This window comes from Pantoea dispersa (assembly GCF_014155765.1).
Classification (GTDB): domain Bacteria; phylum Pseudomonadota; class Gammaproteobacteria; order Enterobacterales; family Enterobacteriaceae; genus Pantoea; species Pantoea dispersa.
Genome location: NZ_SCKT01000004.1, coordinates 179,111 through 195,757, shown reverse-complemented (window position 1 = coordinate 195,757; position 16,647 = coordinate 179,111). Strand labels below are relative to the sequence as shown.

The following is a 16,647-nucleotide window of genomic DNA, read 5'->3' as shown; positions in this document are numbered from 1 at the left end:
GTCATTAAACCGGTGTTTTTAGCCCAAAAAATTGGCGGGCCGTCACCACATCTTTCGCAATTTGTTCTTTCAGCGCGTCCAGCGAAGCGAAACGCTGTTCGTCGCGAATCTTCTGCTTCAGCACCACCTCAATGTGGCGCCCATAAAGATTCATATGTGTGTCGAGCAGGTGAACTTCAAGCTGCTGACGCAGACCTTTTACCGTCGGGCGCGTACCAATGTTTGCCACGCCGGGAATCGGCTGCTCGCCCAGCCCCAGCACTTCAACCGCAAAGACACCTTTTACCGGCGTCACGGTGCGTCGAAGCGGGAGATTGGCGGTCGGGAAACCAATGGTGCGTCCCAGTGCATCACCGTGCACCACGCGGCCAGAAATACTGAACGGATGACCGAGCAGCTGCTGCGCCTGAGCAAAATCGTCCTGCGCCAGCGCCTGACGTACCGCCGTACTGCTGATACGTTTGCCGCCATCACAATAGGTCTGGGTGCTGATGACCTCAAAGCCATACTCCGCACCGGCTTTCTGTAATAACAGGAAATCCCCCTGGCGACCAGCGCCAAAGCGGAAATCATCCCCCACTGCGAGGAATTTCACATTGAGCTTGTCGACCAGCAGTTCGCTGATAAAGCTTTGTGCTGAGTGTGCCGCAAAACGACGATCGAAGCGCACGCACACCACGGCGTCAACGCCCGCCAGTGCGAGGTATTTGAGCTTTTCACGCAGACGCGTCAGGCGCGCCGGCGCTTTGTCGCCGGCAAACAGCTCCAGCGGCTGTGGCTCAAACAGCATCACCACCACCGGCAGGTTGCGTTTACGTCCTTCGGCAATTAACTCCGCCATCAGCGCCTGGTGGCCGCGATGCACGCCGTCAAAATTACCAATGGTCAGGACGCAGCCGCGATGCTGCTCTTTCAGATTGTAAATACCGCGGATAAACTTCATGGCTGACTCAAACCGGTGGAAATCGGCGGATTATACCCTTGAATAGCGTTCAGGTTAACCCGTCTGCGTGCCTTTCCTGCGCCTGATTCAGCGTCAGGCGCCCGCTGGGTGGCGGCTCCGGCCCCATCACAACAATTTTGTTGCGAAATACTGTATTCAGCGCGGTGTTGCTGGTAGAATCTTGCGCCATCAATTACGTAAGCGGGTGTCGTGGTTAAAACGACGCTTTATTGCACAAATCCATTGACAAAAGAAGGCGCAAAAGGCATAGTCCTCGGCCTTTGATTTGTCCATATAGAACACATTTGGGAGTTGGACCTTGGCTAATATCAAATCAGCTAAGAAACGCGCCGTAACATCTGAGAAACGTCGCAAGCATAACGCGAGCAATCGTTCTATGATGCGTACTTTCATCAAGAAAGTATACGCGGCTATCGCAACCGGCGACAAAGCTGCTGCGCAGAACGCATTCAACGAAATGCAACCAATCGTGGACCGTCAGGCTGCTAAAGGTCTGATCCACAAAAACAAAGCTGCACGTCATAAAGCAAACCTGACTGCTCAGATCAACAAACTGGCTTAATCGCCGTCTGTTAATCGCTTTGTTAAAAGAACCGGCGCTTCGCCGGTTTTTTTATGCCTGCGATCCGTGGCTGAACAGCGCGCTGAAGTCGCGATGGCAAATGCTCTGCACCGCCGGATGCTGAATCATGCGCCCGGCAAAAATAACGTGATACTCCTCCATCACCGTCTCCAGCCTGCCGATCTCGCGCACGCTATCGTCACGATAGACATCATCCCCGTACAGCGTCGGTGCGACAAAGATCGCATTATTCTGCGCGCCAAACGCCTTCATCAGCGCCGCATCATCAAATTCACCGAGAATCTCAACCTGTAATCCCTGGCTGTGGATCCAGTTCAGCAGCTTGCGCCCCAGCATCGAACGCCGGCCGGGCAACAGCAGGCGCCGCTGCTCCAGACAGGCCGGAAACGGCAGCTCAGGCAGTGGCGCATTACACCAGAAGCTAACCGGACATTCGCCGAGCTTGACCGAAAACAGCCCGGCCTGCTGGGTTGAATCAATCGGGCAGTCGGAGAGGATCATATCCAGCTTGTGCTGGCTGAGCTGCTCCAGCAGCATTTCATGCGTTGATTCAAAGCAGCGCAGCTGAATTTTCTCGCCGGCCATCACCACCGTTTCCAGCACCTTGCTCACCAGCTGTTTTGACAGCGCATCCGCTACGCCAACATCAAACAGCAGATGCGACTCCTTGCGGTAGTTAACGATATCGAGCATTTCCTGGCTGAGCATAAACATGCGATCGGCATAGCGGAACACCAGCTGGCCCAGCTCGGTAGGTACCAGACCGCGCCCCTGACGGCGAAACAGCACGCCATTCAGCTGCTCTTCCAGCGCCTTGATCTGGCCAGTCACGGTTTGCGGCGTCAGGCACAGCACTTCAGCGGCGCGCACCACCGAACCGGTTTTGCACACCTGCCAGAAGTAGTAGAGATGATTAAAATTGAGCTGATTCATACCATAAAGGAGGCTTGCGCCTCCCCTTATTAGCGCAGTTTGATGCGCAGCAGCGTGTAACCAATCACCGCCGACAGCAGCGAACCGCTAAGAATGCCCAGTTTCGAGAACGTCACCAGCTGTTCATGCGCGGCGTCAAACGCCAGCGAGCTGATGAAGATCGACATGGTAAAGCCGATACCGCACAGCACGCCGATTGCCATAATGTCGCGAATGGTGGTACTGCCTGGCAGCGCCGCCAGCCGCAGCTTCACCGCCAGCCAGCAGAACAGCGTGATCCCTAACGGTTTACCAATCAGCAGACCGAGGATAATGCCGAGCGGCTCCGGCGACAGCACATCGCCAAAGGTGATGCCGCTGAGTGAAATACCGGCATTGGCGAACGCGAACAGCGGCAGGATCAGCCAGTTCACCCACGGCATCAGGCCATGCGCCAGGTGCTCAGCCGGTGAGTGTCCCTCTTTCTCCTCCAGCGGCACAAAGAAGCCCACCACCACGCCCGCCAGCGTGGCATGCACGCCGGACTTCAGCACCGCGGTCCACAGCACCACGCCCACCAGCATATACACCGCGATGTTGCGTACGCCGCAGCGATTGAGGATCGCCAGCAGCACGATGGCACCGGCTGCCACGCTCAGCGACAGCACTGACAGATCGCTGGTGTAGAACAGCGCAATAATCACGATGGCACCGAGATCGTCAATGATGGCCAGCGCCATCAGGAACACTTTCAGCGCCGCCGGTACGCGACTGCCGAGCAGCGCCAGCACGCCGAGCGCAAAGGCGATATCGGTGGCCGTGGGAATTGCCCAGCCGTTGCGGGCAACCTCGTTATCATGATTGAACAGCAGGAAAATGAGCGCCGGCGCAATCATGCCGCCCAGCGCAGCAATCACCGGGAAGATCGCACGATCGCGGCTGGCCAGCTCGCCGCTGATCAGTTCGCGCTTCACTTCGAGGCCAATCAGCAGAAAGAACAGCGCCATCAGCGCATCGTTAATCCACAGCAGCAGGTTTTTGCTGATATCCAGCGCGCCGAAGCGAATCTGTACCGGCTCCGCCAGCAGGTTTTGATAGCCCTGCGCGGTGGCGGCATTATTGGCCAGCACCATCGCCGCCACCGCCGCCAGAATCAGCACCATGCCGTTGCTGGCGTCACTTTCGATAAAGCTTTTCAGCAAGCTTCGAATACTACGGGGTTTGTTCACAACTCCTCCTGAGCAGAGACATTTGGTGGAGAAGTTTAGCCGCTGAAACACCTCGTTAAAAGCAGCTTATGTCTCGTTTATTACTCGGGATTTTCGAGTGATTCGCCAGGCCGGGCGTATTGCAGCGGAGGGAGGGGCTGAAAGCGGACGGACGCAATACGGCGCTGGTCGCTAAGCAGGTAGCGCGCCGTCAGGCCTGGTGGTTAGTGCAGGTCAGCAGCGTCACGTCATCCGTGCGCTGCTGGGGCAGCGCATTGTCGCCGGCAATCTCGTGCTGGGCGCAATGCGGCTGATGCGGATGCAGGCCGCCTGGCGGTGAGAAAGGCTCAGCCATCTGGGCACTTGCCAGCGCGGAAAACGCCACAAGCGCTGTTGAAAGTAACAACGGTAGAAGTCGCATAATTTTTTGTCTTTTCACTATAACGGTCCGGAATGGACCAGGCATGCAGGTGATGATCCAGCCTGAGAGGTGGCAAACAGTGTTTTCCACGGTCAGTCAGGTTTCAGTGAAGGATTTTACGCCACTCAGACGCAGGAATTTATAAAATCGTGCGGTTTATCACGGTTTACCGCACGAAATATGCATTATCCGACCTTAACCGGAATGTAGAACGTGCCCTGCAGCAGATCTGGCGTGCTGTAGCGGAGATCGAGCTTAATCAGGTCCTTGCCCGGCCGCCGCGCCACGCCGAGCGCAGGCAGATGGTTGTAGTACACCTCTGCGGTGAACGCATTGATCTCTTCCGGCGCGCCGTGCCAGTCAATCTCCGCATACAGTCCGCTTTCACCGGTCCAGTTCTGTACATTGCCGGTCAGCACGTCGGCGTACTGGCTCTCCAGCGCCTGGAACATGCTGATATGCTGCTGATCGCTGGAGTTAACCCCCGGGCTGAACTGGAAACCCAGCCAGCCGCGCTGCACATGCTGGCCGGCGAAGGCGATGAAATCACGCGTATGCTGCGCCACCACGTGATTGTGGTGGTCAATGTATTCGCCGAAGCGGCACTCCCACTCGATCACTTCTCCGCACAGCTTCAGCTCCGGCTTCTCTGCCAGGCGCGCACTTACCCACTGCCGCTGGGTTGAGATGCGGCTGTGGAAGTCTTTCATCTGCATCTCAGGGATGCGGCGATAAGCGCCTGGCGTCATGGCGAAGTGGCTTTTAAACACCCGGGTAAAGTTTTGCTGATTATCAAAGCCAAACCGCACGGCGATATCAATAAGCGGCATGCTGGTCAGGCGCAGCGCCATGGCAGCGAGCGTCAGGCGACGTTTGCGCGTGTACGAGGCCAGCGTCTGGCCGGTCATCTCTTTGAACATGCGCTGCATGTGCCACTTGGAGTAACCGGATTTGAGGGTAATCAGATCGATGTTGAGCTCGTCGGTCAGATTGGCCTCGATCCAGTCCACCAGATCGTTGATGTACTGTTTTTTCAGATTCAGGCTGAGCATTTTTTTTAATTGAATGGGTTGGGAAAGGCGGTGCTTTTGCGTAATCCGTCACATAAATATAACAAAATCGTATGGATAACGTAAGGAAGAGTAAAGACAGCGAGACGGGAAAAGCATTAATTGCTTAGGTAACTAACCTTTTATCGTCTTAACGGCATCGCATCATTGAGCAGTGATTTGCCTGCGCATAGCGGTGCGCATTAATGCGCACCCTGTGAACATCGTGCATCACCTTGCAGGGTCGCCATTTATGGCGACCGATAATACCGGGCAGGCGTGCCTGCCCTCTTCGACCACTCAGTGCGAACGCATGCCCGCTGCCGTCATCATCATACGAAACAGTGATGCCACCACGCCCAGTGCCAGCACGCTTGCGCCGTAGATGATTACTAACCACAGCACGCGCTTCCACCAGGGGGCTTTCGTTTCAGTGGGGTTGTTCATATTGCTGACCTCGGTTTGCATCTCAGTGGTATCCTTCGTCGGCTTTGATTTTTCCGCGGAATACGTAGTAACTCCAGAAGGTGTAACCCAGAATCACCGGAATAATCAGTAAGCTACCGACCAGCATAAAGGCCTGACTCTGCGGCGGTGACGCGGCGTCCCAGATGGTGATCGACGGCGGAATGATGTGCGGCCACACGCTAATACCGAGGCCGGAGAAGCCGAGAAACACCAGCGCCAGCGTCAGCAGGAATGGCGAGTAGTGCGCCTCACGCTTAATGGCGCGCACGATGCCCCACGAACACAGCAGCACCAGCACCGGCACCGGCAGGAACCAGAACAGGTTAGGACGGCTGAACCAGCGGTGCGCAATCGCATCGTGGGTGAACGGCGTCCACAGGCTGATAATGCCGACAATCAGCAGCAGCGCGATCACCAGCGGCGTCGCCAGCGCGGACATCTTACGGTGCAGCTCATGCTCGGTTTTCATGATCAGCCAGGTACAGCCCAGTAGCGCATATGCCACCACCAGACCGACGCCGCAGAACAGCGGGAACGGCGCCAGCCAGTCCAGCGCCGAGCCGGCAAACTCGCGCCCTTTCACCGGGAAGCCGTCGATAATCGCACCGACCGCAACGCCCTGACTGAAGGTCGCCAGTAGTGAACCGGCGATAAATGATTTATCCCAGAAAGCGCGGTGTTCTTCCGTGGCCTTAAAGCGGAACTCAAACGCCACGCCACGGAAAATCAGGCCAATCAGCATCGCGGTGAGCGGAATGGCCAGCGCATCGGCAATCACCGAATAGGCCAGCGGGAACGCACCGTACAGACCGGCACCGCCCAGCACCAGCCAGGTTTCGTTGCCATCCCACACCGGCGCAACGGTATTCACCATCATGTCGCGCTCAACTGCATCTTTATTGAACGGGAACAGGATACCGATGCCAAGATCGAAGCCATCCATCACGATATACATCAGGGTGGCGAACACGATAATGGCGAACCAGATAATGGAGAAATCGATCATTTATTTACCCTCCTGCGGTTCGTTCAGGCTCTCATGGGCAGCAGAAAGCGGACGCGCAGGCGTTTTGCCCTGCCCCGGACCACCGTGGCGCACATCTTTACCTTCGCCGGTCAGCGGACCTTTCTTAATCAGGCGCATCATGTAGACATAGCCGACACCAAACACCGATGAATAGACGAGGATGAAGGCCAGCAGGCTGATGCTCATATGCAAATCACCATGCGCCGACACCGCATCAATGGTGCGCTGCACGCCGTACACCACCCATGGCTGACGACCAATTTCCGTGGTAAACCAGCCGGCAAGAATGGCGATCAGGCCGGATGGGCCCATCAGCAGGGCGAACCACAGGAATGGCCGGGAGTTATACAGCCGCTTTTTGTAGCGCAGCCACAGGCTCAGCACGCCGAGGGTGATCATCAGCAGGCCCATCGCCACCATGACGCGGAACGACCAGAAAATCACCAGCGAATTCGGGCGGTCCTCTTTCGGGAAGCTTTTCAGCGCCGGGACCTGTTTGTCCAGGCTGTGGGTCAAAATCAGGCTGCCGAGGTACGGCACTTCCAGCGCATATTTGGTGCGCTCTTCATCCATATCCGGAATACCGAACAGAATCAGCGGCGTCGCCTCCCCCGGCGGGTTTTCCCAGTGGCCTTCAATCGCCGCAATTTTTGCCGGCTGATGCTCAAGGGTATTCAGGCCATGCGCATCGCCGATCATCGCCTGAATCGGCGCAACGATCAGTGCCATCCAAAGTGCCATGGAGAACATTTTGCGGATTGCCGGGTTATCGTTACCGCGCAGCAGATGCCACGCGCCAGACGCGCCAACAAAGAAGGCGCTGGCGAGGAAGGCCGCCACCGACATATGGAACAGGCGGTACGGGAACGACGGGTTGAAGACAATCTTGAACCAGTCCTGCGGCACCACGATGCCATTCTCAATGATGTAGCCCTGCGGGGTATGCATCCAGCTGTTGGACGCGAGGATCCAGAAGGTCGAGATGATGGTGCCGAGCGCAACCATACAGGTGGCAAAGAAGTGCAGGCCCGGCCCAACGCGGTTCCAGCCAAACAGCATCACGCCGAGGAAGCCCGCTTCAAGGAAGAAGGCGGTGAGTACTTCATAGGTCAGCAGCGGACCGGTAATACTGCCGGCAAACTGCGAGAAGCCACTCCAGTTGGTACCAAACTGATACGCCATCACCAGTCCGGACACCACGCCCATACCGAAGTTAACGGCAAAGACTTTGGACCAGAAGTGGTAGAGATCGCGATAGGTCTCGTTTCGGGTTTTCAGCCACATGCCTTCGAGCACCGCCAGGAAACTGGCGAGACCGATGGTGATGGCCGGGAAAATAATATGGAAGGAAACAGTAAAGGCGAACTGAATCCTGGCCAGGTGGAAGGCATCTAATCCAAACATTGCTTACCTCTTTGCCACAAGATTGCACCGAATTTTTACTTATAATTAACAAATTTGACGCACAAAATTATTATTTCGTGACGTCGGAAGAGATTCACGCCAATTGTAAGGCAAGCGGCGAGAACAAAAAGAAACAGTGGGAATGGCTAAAACTATAACAGTATTTTTTGATTTCGATCATTGTTTTCACCAGAAACTACTTGTTTAAAATCACTAAGTTAAGGTTAAAGCCCGTGATTTATTGTGACAATCTTGTTATTAAGCACAGCGAGAGGAAAAGGCGTTAATTTGGTAACTGGCTAATTTAGCTGTTAATTACTGCGCAAGACAAAACGGCAGAGGACCGCACCGTCACGTTACGCTGTAAAATTTCCTGCACAGTCGCCAGAAAGAAAGTTTGTTAATTAAAAGATAATTTTTATAGACCAAAAAGAAATTAATTTGCTGCCTTTCGGTGACATTCTGTGAGCCATCGCGCATTAACCCGCTGGGGCATGGCATTTGCCAGCGGCGTCAGGCTGTGCTTTGTTAAAGCGGCACAGTCCGGTTAATCAGCGAAGGAGAGGTTATGACCCGTCTTACCGCCCAGGATTTTCCCCAGGAACTGCTTGAGCTTTATGACTACTATGCGCACGGTCGCATCAGCAAGCGCGAGTTTCTCTCGCTGGCCGCGAAGTTCACCATCGCCGGCATGACCGGAGCCACCCTGCTCAGCGCCATGAGCCCCAATTATGCGCTGGCAGAGCAGGTGTCGTTTACCGATCCTGATATCAACGCCGAATACATTCACTACCCGTCGCCCCAGGGACATGGCGAGGTACGCGCTTATCGGGTGCGCCCGACTCATGCCAGCGGCAAGCTGGGTGCCGTGGTGGTGGTACACGAGAATCGCGGCCTGAATCCTTACATTGAAGACGTGGCAAGACGGGTCGCCAAAGCGGGCTATGTTGCGCTGGCGCCGGATGGCTTAAGTTCGCTGGGCGGCTATCCGGGCAATGATGAAGAGGGCCGTGCGATGCAGGCCAAAGTCGACCCGACCAAACTGATGAACGATTTCTTCGCGGCGGTCGATTTCCTGATGCAGCATCCCGAGGGGAACGGCAAGGTCGGCATCACCGGCTTCTGTTATGGCGGCGGCGTGGCCAATGCGGCGGCAGTGGCGTTTCCTGAGCTGGCCTGCGCCGTGCCGTTCTACGGCCGCCAGCCAAAAGCGGAAGATGTGGCGCGCATTCAGGCGCCGCTGCTGCTGCACTATGCCGCGCTGGATAAAGGCATCAACGAAGGCTGGCCAGCCTATGAAGCCGCCCTGCAAGCCAGCCACAAAACCTATGAAGCGTATATTTATCCCGGCGTGAATCACGGCTTTCACAACGACTCAACGCCACGCTATGACAAAGCTGCCGCAGAACTGGCATGGGGTCGCACACTCGGCTGGTTTGAGAAATATTTGCACGCCTGAGCCTGGCGCGCCGCGACGGCACTCACGCTGTCTGCGGCGCTTTAATGATGCGGTGGACATTGCTTTCCAGCCAGTCGGCGAGGCCGATGACCTGCCCTTCCACCTCATGGCCCAGCGCCGTCAACCGGTACTCCACGTGCGGCGGCACCACTTCATAGGCGATACGCTCAATGAAGCCATCCTCTTCCATGTAGCGCAGCGTCTGCGCCAGCATGCGTTCACTGATGCCACCAATCCGGCGGCGCAGTTCGCTGAAGCGCAGCGTCTCAGCACGCAGCGCCAGTAACACCAGCACACTCCAGCGGCTGGTAATCCGTTTTAACACCTCACGTGACGGGCAGTTCACATTGAGCAATTCACCACGGGAAAATTTATCACTCAGGTTTTCAGCCATTTACATCACTCCGCTCAAACTAACAAATCTGTAAGTACTTACTAAAAGTTAGTTTATCTCGTAGGCTGTTTCCATACCAGTTCAACCTGAGGAAAAACACCATGATTGCGATTACCGGAGCCACTGGCCAACTGGGTCGTTTAGTGATTAATGCCTTGCTGAAGAAAGTACCGGCCAGCGAGATCATCGCGGTAGTACGTTCACCGGAAAAGGCGCAGGACCTGCAGGCGCTCGGCGTCGCGCTGCGTACCGCAGATTACAACCAGCCACAGACGCTGCAGGGCGCCTTTGCCGGCGTGCAGAAAGTGCTGCTGATCTCCTCCAGCGAAGTGGGCCAGCGCGAAGCCCAGCACCGGGCGGTGATTGATGCCGCCAAAGCGGCAGGCGTGTCATTTATCGCGTATACCAGTCTGCTGCATGCCGATACCTCGCCGCTGGGTCTGGGCGTCGAACACCGCGCCACCGAAGCGCTGCTGCAGGCTTCAGGCATCCCTTATGCCCTGCTGCGTAACGGCTGGTACAGCGAAAACTATGCGGCCAGCATCGCACCGGCGTTAGCGCATCATGCCTTTATCGGCGCGGCGGGCAACGGGCGCATCGCGTCGGCGGCGCGCGAGGATTATGCTGCCGCGGCGGCAGAGGTAATCAGCCGTGACGATCAGGCCGGCAAAGTGTACGAACTGGCCGGCGATGACAGCTATACGCTGGCAGAATTCAGTGCGGAGATTGCCCGCCAGTCCGGCGAACAGGTGGAGTACGTTAACCTGCCGCCTGCGGAATTCAGCGCGGCGCTAATCGGAGCCGGCTTACCCGCGCCGCTGGCCGAACTGCTGGCGGATTCCGACGCCGGTGCCGCTCAGGGTGCCCTGTTCGACAACAGCCACACGCTCAGCAAACTCATTGGCCGCCCGACCACACCGTTCGCCGCGGTAATTAAGGCCACGCTGGCAAAGTAAGGCGCTGATGGCGCCCTCACCTGCGGTGAAATCCGGGGTGAGGGCGACGAAAAGCCCTTTTTTCCCCGTCTCGTTTGCCATCAAATGATCAACCTCTTCCCGCTTTTTTGCCGTCATCACTGACGATTTTCTTATTTACAGATAATTCTGTTCACTTATTTAAAGCTTCATCTGAAACACTGCTTTCAATTCCTGAAATATAGGACGTTGTATTCGCTGAAAAAAGCCTTAAATAGCCGATCAATCGACAAGATTTATTACGTTCATAGATATTTCGCATTGTTGTCTCATCGGGTCAGAGATCTATAATTTGTCCTTTGAGCAACCAGGCAATTTCAGGAGGCCGCTATTAATACTAACCACCAGCAACGTCAAGCTTTCGGAGAACACGAAGCCCATGCTGATCTGGGGTATCAATACGATCCTCACGAGTTTATCCGCGAAGGTATGCAGGATTCGGAGCCGGAACCCGAGCTGATTGAAGGCCTGCCTGCGCCTGATGCGCTGACGCCTGCCGATCGCTATCTGGAGCTGTTTGAGCACGTACAGACGTCACGTATTTTTGCCGACAGCAAAACGTTTCCGGACTGCGCGCCTAAATTCGATCCGCTGGATATTTTAATCCGCTACCGCCGCCGCAAACGCTCGGCGGAGTTTGACCTGGAAAAATTTGTCCATGAGCATTTTTATTTACCGCAGGTCAATGAGAGTTTTTATGTTTCCAATCCGGATAAAACCCTGACGGAACATATTGACGATCTGTGGCCAGTGTTAACCAAAATGCCGCAGCAGCATTTACCGCATTCGTCGCTGCTGCCGCTGCCGAAGCCTTACGTGGTGCCCGGCGGGCGTTTTGGTGAAACGTATTACTGGGACTCCTACTTCAGCATGCTGGGACTGGCCGAAGCGGGCCGCGACGATCTGCTGCGTCATATGGCGGACAACTTCGCCTGGCTGATTGATAACTACGGTCACGTGCCGAATGGCAACCGTACCTATTACCTCAGCCGCTCGCAGCCGCCGGTGTTCGCGCTGATGGTCGAGCTGTTTGAAGAGGACGGCATTCGCGGCGCGAAGCGCTATCTTGACCAGTTGATGAAAGAGTATCAGTTCTGGATGGACGGGGCTGGCGAGCTGATGCCGCACCAGGCCTATCGCCACGTGGTGCGCATGCCGGATGGTTCGCTGCTCAACCGCTACTGGGACGATCGCGACACGCCGCGCGATGAGTCGTGGATGGAAGATGTGGAAACCGCCAGCAAATCGCGTCGCCCGGCCAGCGAGGTCTATCGCGATCTGCGCGCCGGTGCCGCTTCCGGCTGGGATTACTCTTCGCGCTGGTTGCGCGATCCGCAGCGTCTGGCCAGCATTCGCACCACCCAGTTTATTCCGGTGGATCTGAATGCGTTTCTCTACAAGCTGGAGCTGATGATCTCGACGCTGGCGCACGCGAAGGGCGAAGAACTCACCGGCCTGGCGTGGCAGAAGAAAGCGGATGCGCGCAAGCAGGCGATTCATCGCTATCTGTGGGACAACACCGCTGGCGTGTACCGCGACTACGACTGGCGACGTGAACGCTTTGGTGCCTTTACCGCAGCGGCGGTGGTACCGCTGTTCCTGGGGCTGGCATCACCGGAACAGGCGCATCTGCAGGCGGTGGCGCTGCGCCAGCTGCTGCTGACGCAGGGCGGGCTGGTGACCTCCATGGTGGAGAGCGGCGAGCAGTGGGATAAACCCAACGGCTGGGCACCGCTACAGTGGATGGCGGTGGTCGGACTGAATAACTACGGTGAAGAGACGCTGGCAACGGAGATTGCGGTCAACTGGCTGACCACGGTGAAGAATTTCTATTCGCTGCACCATAAGCTGGTAGAGAAGTACGATATCAGCGGCGATCGCGCCCGCCCGGGCGGCGGCGGTGAGTATCCGCTACAGGACGGCTTCGGCTGGACCAACGGCGTCACCCGTCGCCTGCTGGCGATGTACGGGCATTTGCTGGCGGACTGATAATGCGGTTGGGTATGGTAGCAGACGGGATACTGCGGCCTGATGCCCTCACCCTGGCCCTCTCCCACCGGGAGAGGGAAACGCTGCCATATGCAGGACTGAGATAGCCCAGGTTAATTCAAGAGCCAATCCCCCGCTCGATCGGTCCCCTCTCCCGCGTGCGGGAGAGGGTTAGGGTGAGGGGGAAAAAACGCACTCCCCCTTAATTCCCCTGCAAAAACGCCAGCAGATCCGCATTCAGCTGGTCCTGATGCGTCACCGCAAAACCGTGCGGGCCGTTCTCATACACTTTCAGCTGCGAACCCGCAATCATCTCATGCACCAGCTTGCCGGTGGCTTCAAACGGCACCACCTGGTCGTTACTGCCGTGGATCACCAGCGTCGGCACATCCACTTTGGCAATATCCGCACGGAAATCCGTCTCAGAGAACGCGGTCACACAATCCAGTGTACCTTTCAGCGACGCCAGCAGCGCAATGTTCAGCGTCTGCGTCAGCACACCATCGGAAACCGTCTGGCCCGCGTTGGTGCCGTAAAACGGCGTGGCGAACTCTTTGATAAACTGCGCACGATCCTTCAGCAAACCCGCTTTGATCCCGTCAAACACCGCTGATTCCACCCCTTCCGGGTGATCGTCGGTTTTACCAAAAATCGGGGTAACGGCGCCCAGCAGCACCAGTCCTTTCACTTTCGCGGTACCATAACGACCGATGTAGCGTGACACATCCCCGCCGCCCATCGAGAAGCCCACCAGCGTCACCTCATCCAGCTGCAGGTGCTCGATCAGGCCGTGAATATCGTCGGCAAAAGTGTCGTAATCGTAGCCTTCCCACGGCTGATCGGAGCGACCAAAGCCGCGGCGGTCAAACGCGATGACGCGATAGCCGCGCTCGGCGAGGAAGTTGAGCTGGCTGTCCCACATATCGGCATCCAGCGGCCAGCCGTGGCTGAACAGCACCGGCTGCCCCTTGCCCCAGTCTTTGAAGTACAGGTTTACGCCGTCTTTAGTCTTGAATGTGCTCATGTTTTTTTCTCCGTTAGTCAGTGATGTTGTGTCTGGCAATCAAACTAGCGCGGGATGCTGGAAAAACCTAAAGCAGAGATTTTGACAACTTGTGCAAAGATTTTTGCTAAGCCCTGCCGTCAAAAATCCTTGTACAAGTTGGCCGATTTTTTCCGCTATCTCCTGACGGGCGAGCTTCGTATCGTGCTCTCATCGCACACTGACAGGAACAGCCTGATGAACCAGCCACATCCACAAACAGCGCGCAGCGGCGCGTTTTCCCCTTTCGCCTACGGGCTTTTCGCCGTGATCTGGACCGCTTCGGTGCTCGGCAATACCGGTAGCTTTATCCGTGACGTCGCCAGCGCCTGGCTGATTACCGGACTGTCGGATAACCCAACCGCCGTCGCGCTGATGCAAACCGCCGCCACGCTGCCGGTATTTCTGCTGGCGCTGCCGGCCGGCGTGCTGTCAGATATTGTTGACCGCCGCCGCCTGCTGATTGTGGTGCAGCTGCTGATGGCCAGCGTCAGCGGCACGCTACTGCTGCTGTCGCACAACCACTGGCTCACCGTTGAATGGCTGATCGGCCTGACCTTTGTCGGCGGCGTCGGCGCGGCGCTGTTCGGTCCGGCATGGCAGGCCATCGTGCCGGAGCTGGTACCCCGTCATGAGCTGAAAAATGCCGTCGCGCTCAACTCGCTGGGCATCAATATCGCCCGGGCGATTGGACCGGCTACCGGCGGCCTGCTGCTGGCAAGTTTAGGTGCTATGGCCGCTTACGGTGCCGATGTCGCCAGTTATTTTTTCGTCATCGCCGCGCTGCTGTGGTGGAAACGTCCGGCGAAAGCCGCTACCGCGCTGAATGAGCACTTCTTTGGCGCTTTCCGCGCCGGGCTGCGCTATGTGAAAGCCAGCCGCGAACTGCATCGCGTACTGTTGCGCGCCGCGCTGTATTTTGCCTTCGCCAGTGCCATCTGGGCACTGCTGCCGCTGGTGGCGCGCACCATGCTGCACGGCAGCGCGGGCTTTTATGGCTTGCTGCTTGGGGCCGTCGGTGCCGGTGCCATTGCCGGCGCGCTGCTGCTGCCGCGCCTGCGTGCCCGGCTGAGCCATGATGGACTGATGCTGCTCTCCGCCGTGCTCAGCGCGCTGGTCATGGTGGCGCTGTCGCTCAGTCCGCCGCAGTGGCTGGCGCTGCTGCTGATGCTGGTACTGGGCACCGGCTGGATCATCGCGCTGACGACCCTCAACGGCGTGGCGCAGGCGGTGCTGCCCGACTGGGTGCGCGGTCGCGGGCTGGCGGTCTATCTGATGGTGTTCAACGGCACGCTGGCGGGTGGCAGTCTGGCCTGGGGGCTGATCGCCCAGCACATGGGCCTGGCACCAACGCTGATGCTGGCCGGCGCGGCGCTGCTCATCACGGCGCTGCTGGCAAAACGGCTGGCGCTGCCGGCGGGCGAAGCGGATCTGCAGCCAGCGCAGCACTGGGCTGAACCAGTGGTGAGCGATGCGGTGGATATCCGCCGTGGCGCCGTACTGATCCAGATTCGCTACCGTGTTCCCCAGGCCGATCGCGCCGCTTTCCAGCACGCCATGCACAAACTGGCGCAGGCGCGACGCCGTGACGGTGCCTATGCGTGGGGATTAATGGAGCAGACCGACGATGCCGGGGCGCTGCTGGAGTGGTTTATGGTGGAGTCATGGCAGGAGCATTTGCGTCAGCACCAGCGCGTCTCGCGCGCCGATGCTGAGTTACAGCAGGCGGTACTGCAGTTCCATCAGGGTGATGAACCCCCGCAGGTCAGCCATCATATTGCGCTGTGATCAGGCTGGCGCGTAGATGTCACTCAGGCCGGGCAGCGTCGGCAGGCGCTCGCGCCACCAGATAGCCGCGTTGCCGCAGGCGCTCTCATTCCACGCCAGATAGGCGATATCGCGCCGGCACTCGCTGTCCAGCTGGCGCGCCACCAGCGCACCGCTCGCCAGGTGCGGGCGCGCCAGGTAAAGCGGCAGATAACCACAGCCGAGCCCGGCAAGATGCGCCTGCAGTTTGGCCGGGAAATCATGCACGCTCAGCGTCTTCTGCTCATCCAGCACGCGTAAATCCATCCCGGCACCGTGGCGGGATGAATCATGCACCGTGACCGCGCGATACTGGCGAATCTGTTCGCGCAGCAGCGGTTCGGGCTCCGCCGCCAGCGGATGGTCAGGAGCGACAGCGAACACATACTCCAGCCAGCCCAGCGGCTGGCAGACAATCTCTTTGCGCGTGGCGGGTTCCTGGACCGCGCCAAAGACAATGTCCGCTTCGCCGTAGTGCAGCGCTTCCCAGCAGCCGGCCAGCACGTCCTGACGGAACTGCAGCTGGGTGTGCGGGTGCTGCTGATAAAATTCGTCAATCAGCGGCGTGAGGATGCTAAACGGCAGCGAAGCATCCACGCTGATGGTCAGCAGACTCTCCCAGCCGCTCTCCACGTAGCGCGCCTGCTGCTCCAGCTCGTTCACCGCACGCAGCAGCGTCCGCCCTTTTTCCAGCATCAGACGGCCGGTCGGCGTGAACGTGGCGCGATGGCCGGAGCGGTCGAGCAGCGTGATTTTTAAATCGCTCTCCATCTTCTGCACGGTATAGCTCAACGCCGACGCGGTTTTGAACAGTCGCGCGGCCGCAGCGGCAAAGGTGCCATGACGATCGAGCGCATCCAGAATCAGCAGCGCCTCCAGATTTAAACGCATTCCCTACCCTCCGTAAAAAAAGTTGAACGACAACGTAAAAACAATCCGTTATCAAT

Annotated in this window: 16 protein-coding genes; 5 read left to right on the top strand and 11 right to left on the bottom strand. The window is 57.6% G+C overall.

Annotated features, from left to right (window positions below; all coding sequences use genetic code 11):
* Positions 1-4 precede the first annotated feature (4 nt).
* Entirely contained in the window at positions 5-943 is a 939-nt protein-coding gene (gene ribF / locus H7K56_RS14185) for a bifunctional riboflavin kinase/FAD synthetase (protein WP_058774845.1), read from the bottom strand.
* A 319-nt stretch (positions 944-1,262) separates the two neighbouring features.
* Between ribF and rpsT the strand changes: the two genes are divergently transcribed.
* Positions 1,263-1,526, top strand: coding sequence for a 30S ribosomal protein S20 (rpsT, locus tag H7K56_RS14180; RefSeq protein WP_013507813.1), 264 nt, complete (start codon positions 1,263-1,265; stop codon positions 1,524-1,526).
* A gap of 51 nt (positions 1,527-1,577) precedes the next feature.
* Here the strand turns inward: rpsT and nhaR are convergent, their stop codons facing one another.
* The 7 genes from nhaR to H7K56_RS14145 form a co-directional block, all read right to left on the bottom strand.
* Positions 1,578-2,480 (bottom strand): transcriptional activator NhaR, encoded by a 903-nt coding sequence (gene nhaR, locus H7K56_RS14175; RefSeq protein ID WP_150360679.1) that lies wholly within the window; start codon positions 2,478-2,480, stop codon positions 1,578-1,580.
* 29 nt (positions 2,481-2,509) lie between these two features.
* A complete protein-coding gene (gene nhaA / locus H7K56_RS14170) occupies positions 2,510-3,688 on the bottom strand; it encodes a Na+/H+ antiporter NhaA (RefSeq protein ID WP_150360678.1) in 1,179 nt (392 codons plus the stop codon).
* Positions 3,689-3,878: 190 nt separating this feature from the next.
* Positions 3,879-4,022: a hypothetical protein gene (locus H7K56_RS14165; RefSeq protein ID WP_164861030.1), complete on the bottom strand. Its 144-nt coding sequence runs from the start codon at positions 4,020-4,022 to the stop codon at positions 3,879-3,881.
* 251 nt (positions 4,023-4,273) lie between these two features.
* Positions 4,274-5,140, bottom strand: coding sequence for a helix-turn-helix domain-containing protein (locus H7K56_RS14160; RefSeq protein WP_150360677.1), 867 nt, complete (start codon positions 5,138-5,140; stop codon positions 4,274-4,276).
* 297 nt (positions 5,141-5,437) lie between these two features.
* Positions 5,438-5,605, bottom strand: coding sequence for a DUF2474 domain-containing protein (locus H7K56_RS14155; protein WP_021507606.1), 168 nt, complete (start codon positions 5,603-5,605; stop codon positions 5,438-5,440).
* A 1-nt stretch (position 5,606) separates the two neighbouring features.
* Positions 5,607-6,611, bottom strand: a complete 1,005-nt coding sequence (gene cydB, locus H7K56_RS14150; RefSeq protein WP_021507607.1) for a cytochrome d ubiquinol oxidase subunit II — start codon at positions 6,609-6,611, stop codon at positions 5,607-5,609.
* Positions 6,612-8,036, bottom strand: coding sequence for a cytochrome ubiquinol oxidase subunit I (locus H7K56_RS14145; protein WP_125308900.1), 1,425 nt, complete (start codon positions 8,034-8,036; stop codon positions 6,612-6,614). It lies immediately after the preceding gene.
* Positions 8,037-8,604: 568 nt separating this feature from the next.
* Between H7K56_RS14145 and yghX the strand changes: the two genes are divergently transcribed.
* A complete protein-coding gene (gene yghX / locus H7K56_RS14140; protein WP_059012760.1) occupies positions 8,605-9,495 on the top strand; it encodes a YghX family hydrolase in 891 nt (296 codons plus the stop codon).
* Between the two features lie 22 nt (positions 9,496-9,517).
* Here the strand turns inward: yghX and H7K56_RS14135 are convergent, their stop codons facing one another.
* Positions 9,518-9,889 carry a winged helix-turn-helix transcriptional regulator gene (locus H7K56_RS14135; protein ID WP_021507610.1) on the bottom strand — a complete coding sequence of 124 codons (372 nt, stop codon included), beginning with the start codon at positions 9,887-9,889 and terminating at the stop codon, positions 9,518-9,520.
* Positions 9,890-9,990: 101 nt separating this feature from the next.
* Between H7K56_RS14135 and H7K56_RS14130 the strand changes: the two genes are divergently transcribed.
* Entirely contained in the window at positions 9,991-10,845 is an 855-nt protein-coding gene (locus H7K56_RS14130; protein WP_150360676.1) for an SDR family oxidoreductase, read from the top strand.
* A 348-nt stretch (positions 10,846-11,193) separates the two neighbouring features.
* Positions 11,194-12,852, top strand: a complete 1,659-nt coding sequence (gene treF, locus H7K56_RS14125; protein WP_058759659.1) for an alpha,alpha-trehalase TreF — start codon at positions 11,194-11,196, stop codon at positions 12,850-12,852.
* Positions 12,853-13,054: 202 nt separating this feature from the next.
* Here the strand turns inward: treF and H7K56_RS14120 are convergent, their stop codons facing one another.
* Positions 13,055-13,876 carry an alpha/beta fold hydrolase gene (locus tag H7K56_RS14120; RefSeq protein ID WP_010616452.1) on the bottom strand — a complete coding sequence of 274 codons (822 nt, stop codon included), beginning with the start codon at positions 13,874-13,876 and terminating at the stop codon, positions 13,055-13,057.
* Between the two features lie 216 nt (positions 13,877-14,092).
* On the opposite strand from H7K56_RS14120, the gene H7K56_RS14115 reads away from it, so the two are divergent.
* Positions 14,093-15,682, top strand: a complete 1,590-nt coding sequence (locus H7K56_RS14115) for an MFS transporter (RefSeq protein WP_150360675.1) — start codon at positions 14,093-14,095, stop codon at positions 15,680-15,682.
* Here the strand turns inward: H7K56_RS14115 and H7K56_RS14110 are convergent, their stop codons facing one another.
* Positions 15,683-16,591 carry a LysR family transcriptional regulator gene (locus H7K56_RS14110; RefSeq protein WP_021507614.1) on the bottom strand — a complete coding sequence of 303 codons (909 nt, stop codon included), beginning with the start codon at positions 16,589-16,591 and terminating at the stop codon, positions 15,683-15,685.
* Positions 16,592-16,647 lie beyond the last annotated feature (56 nt).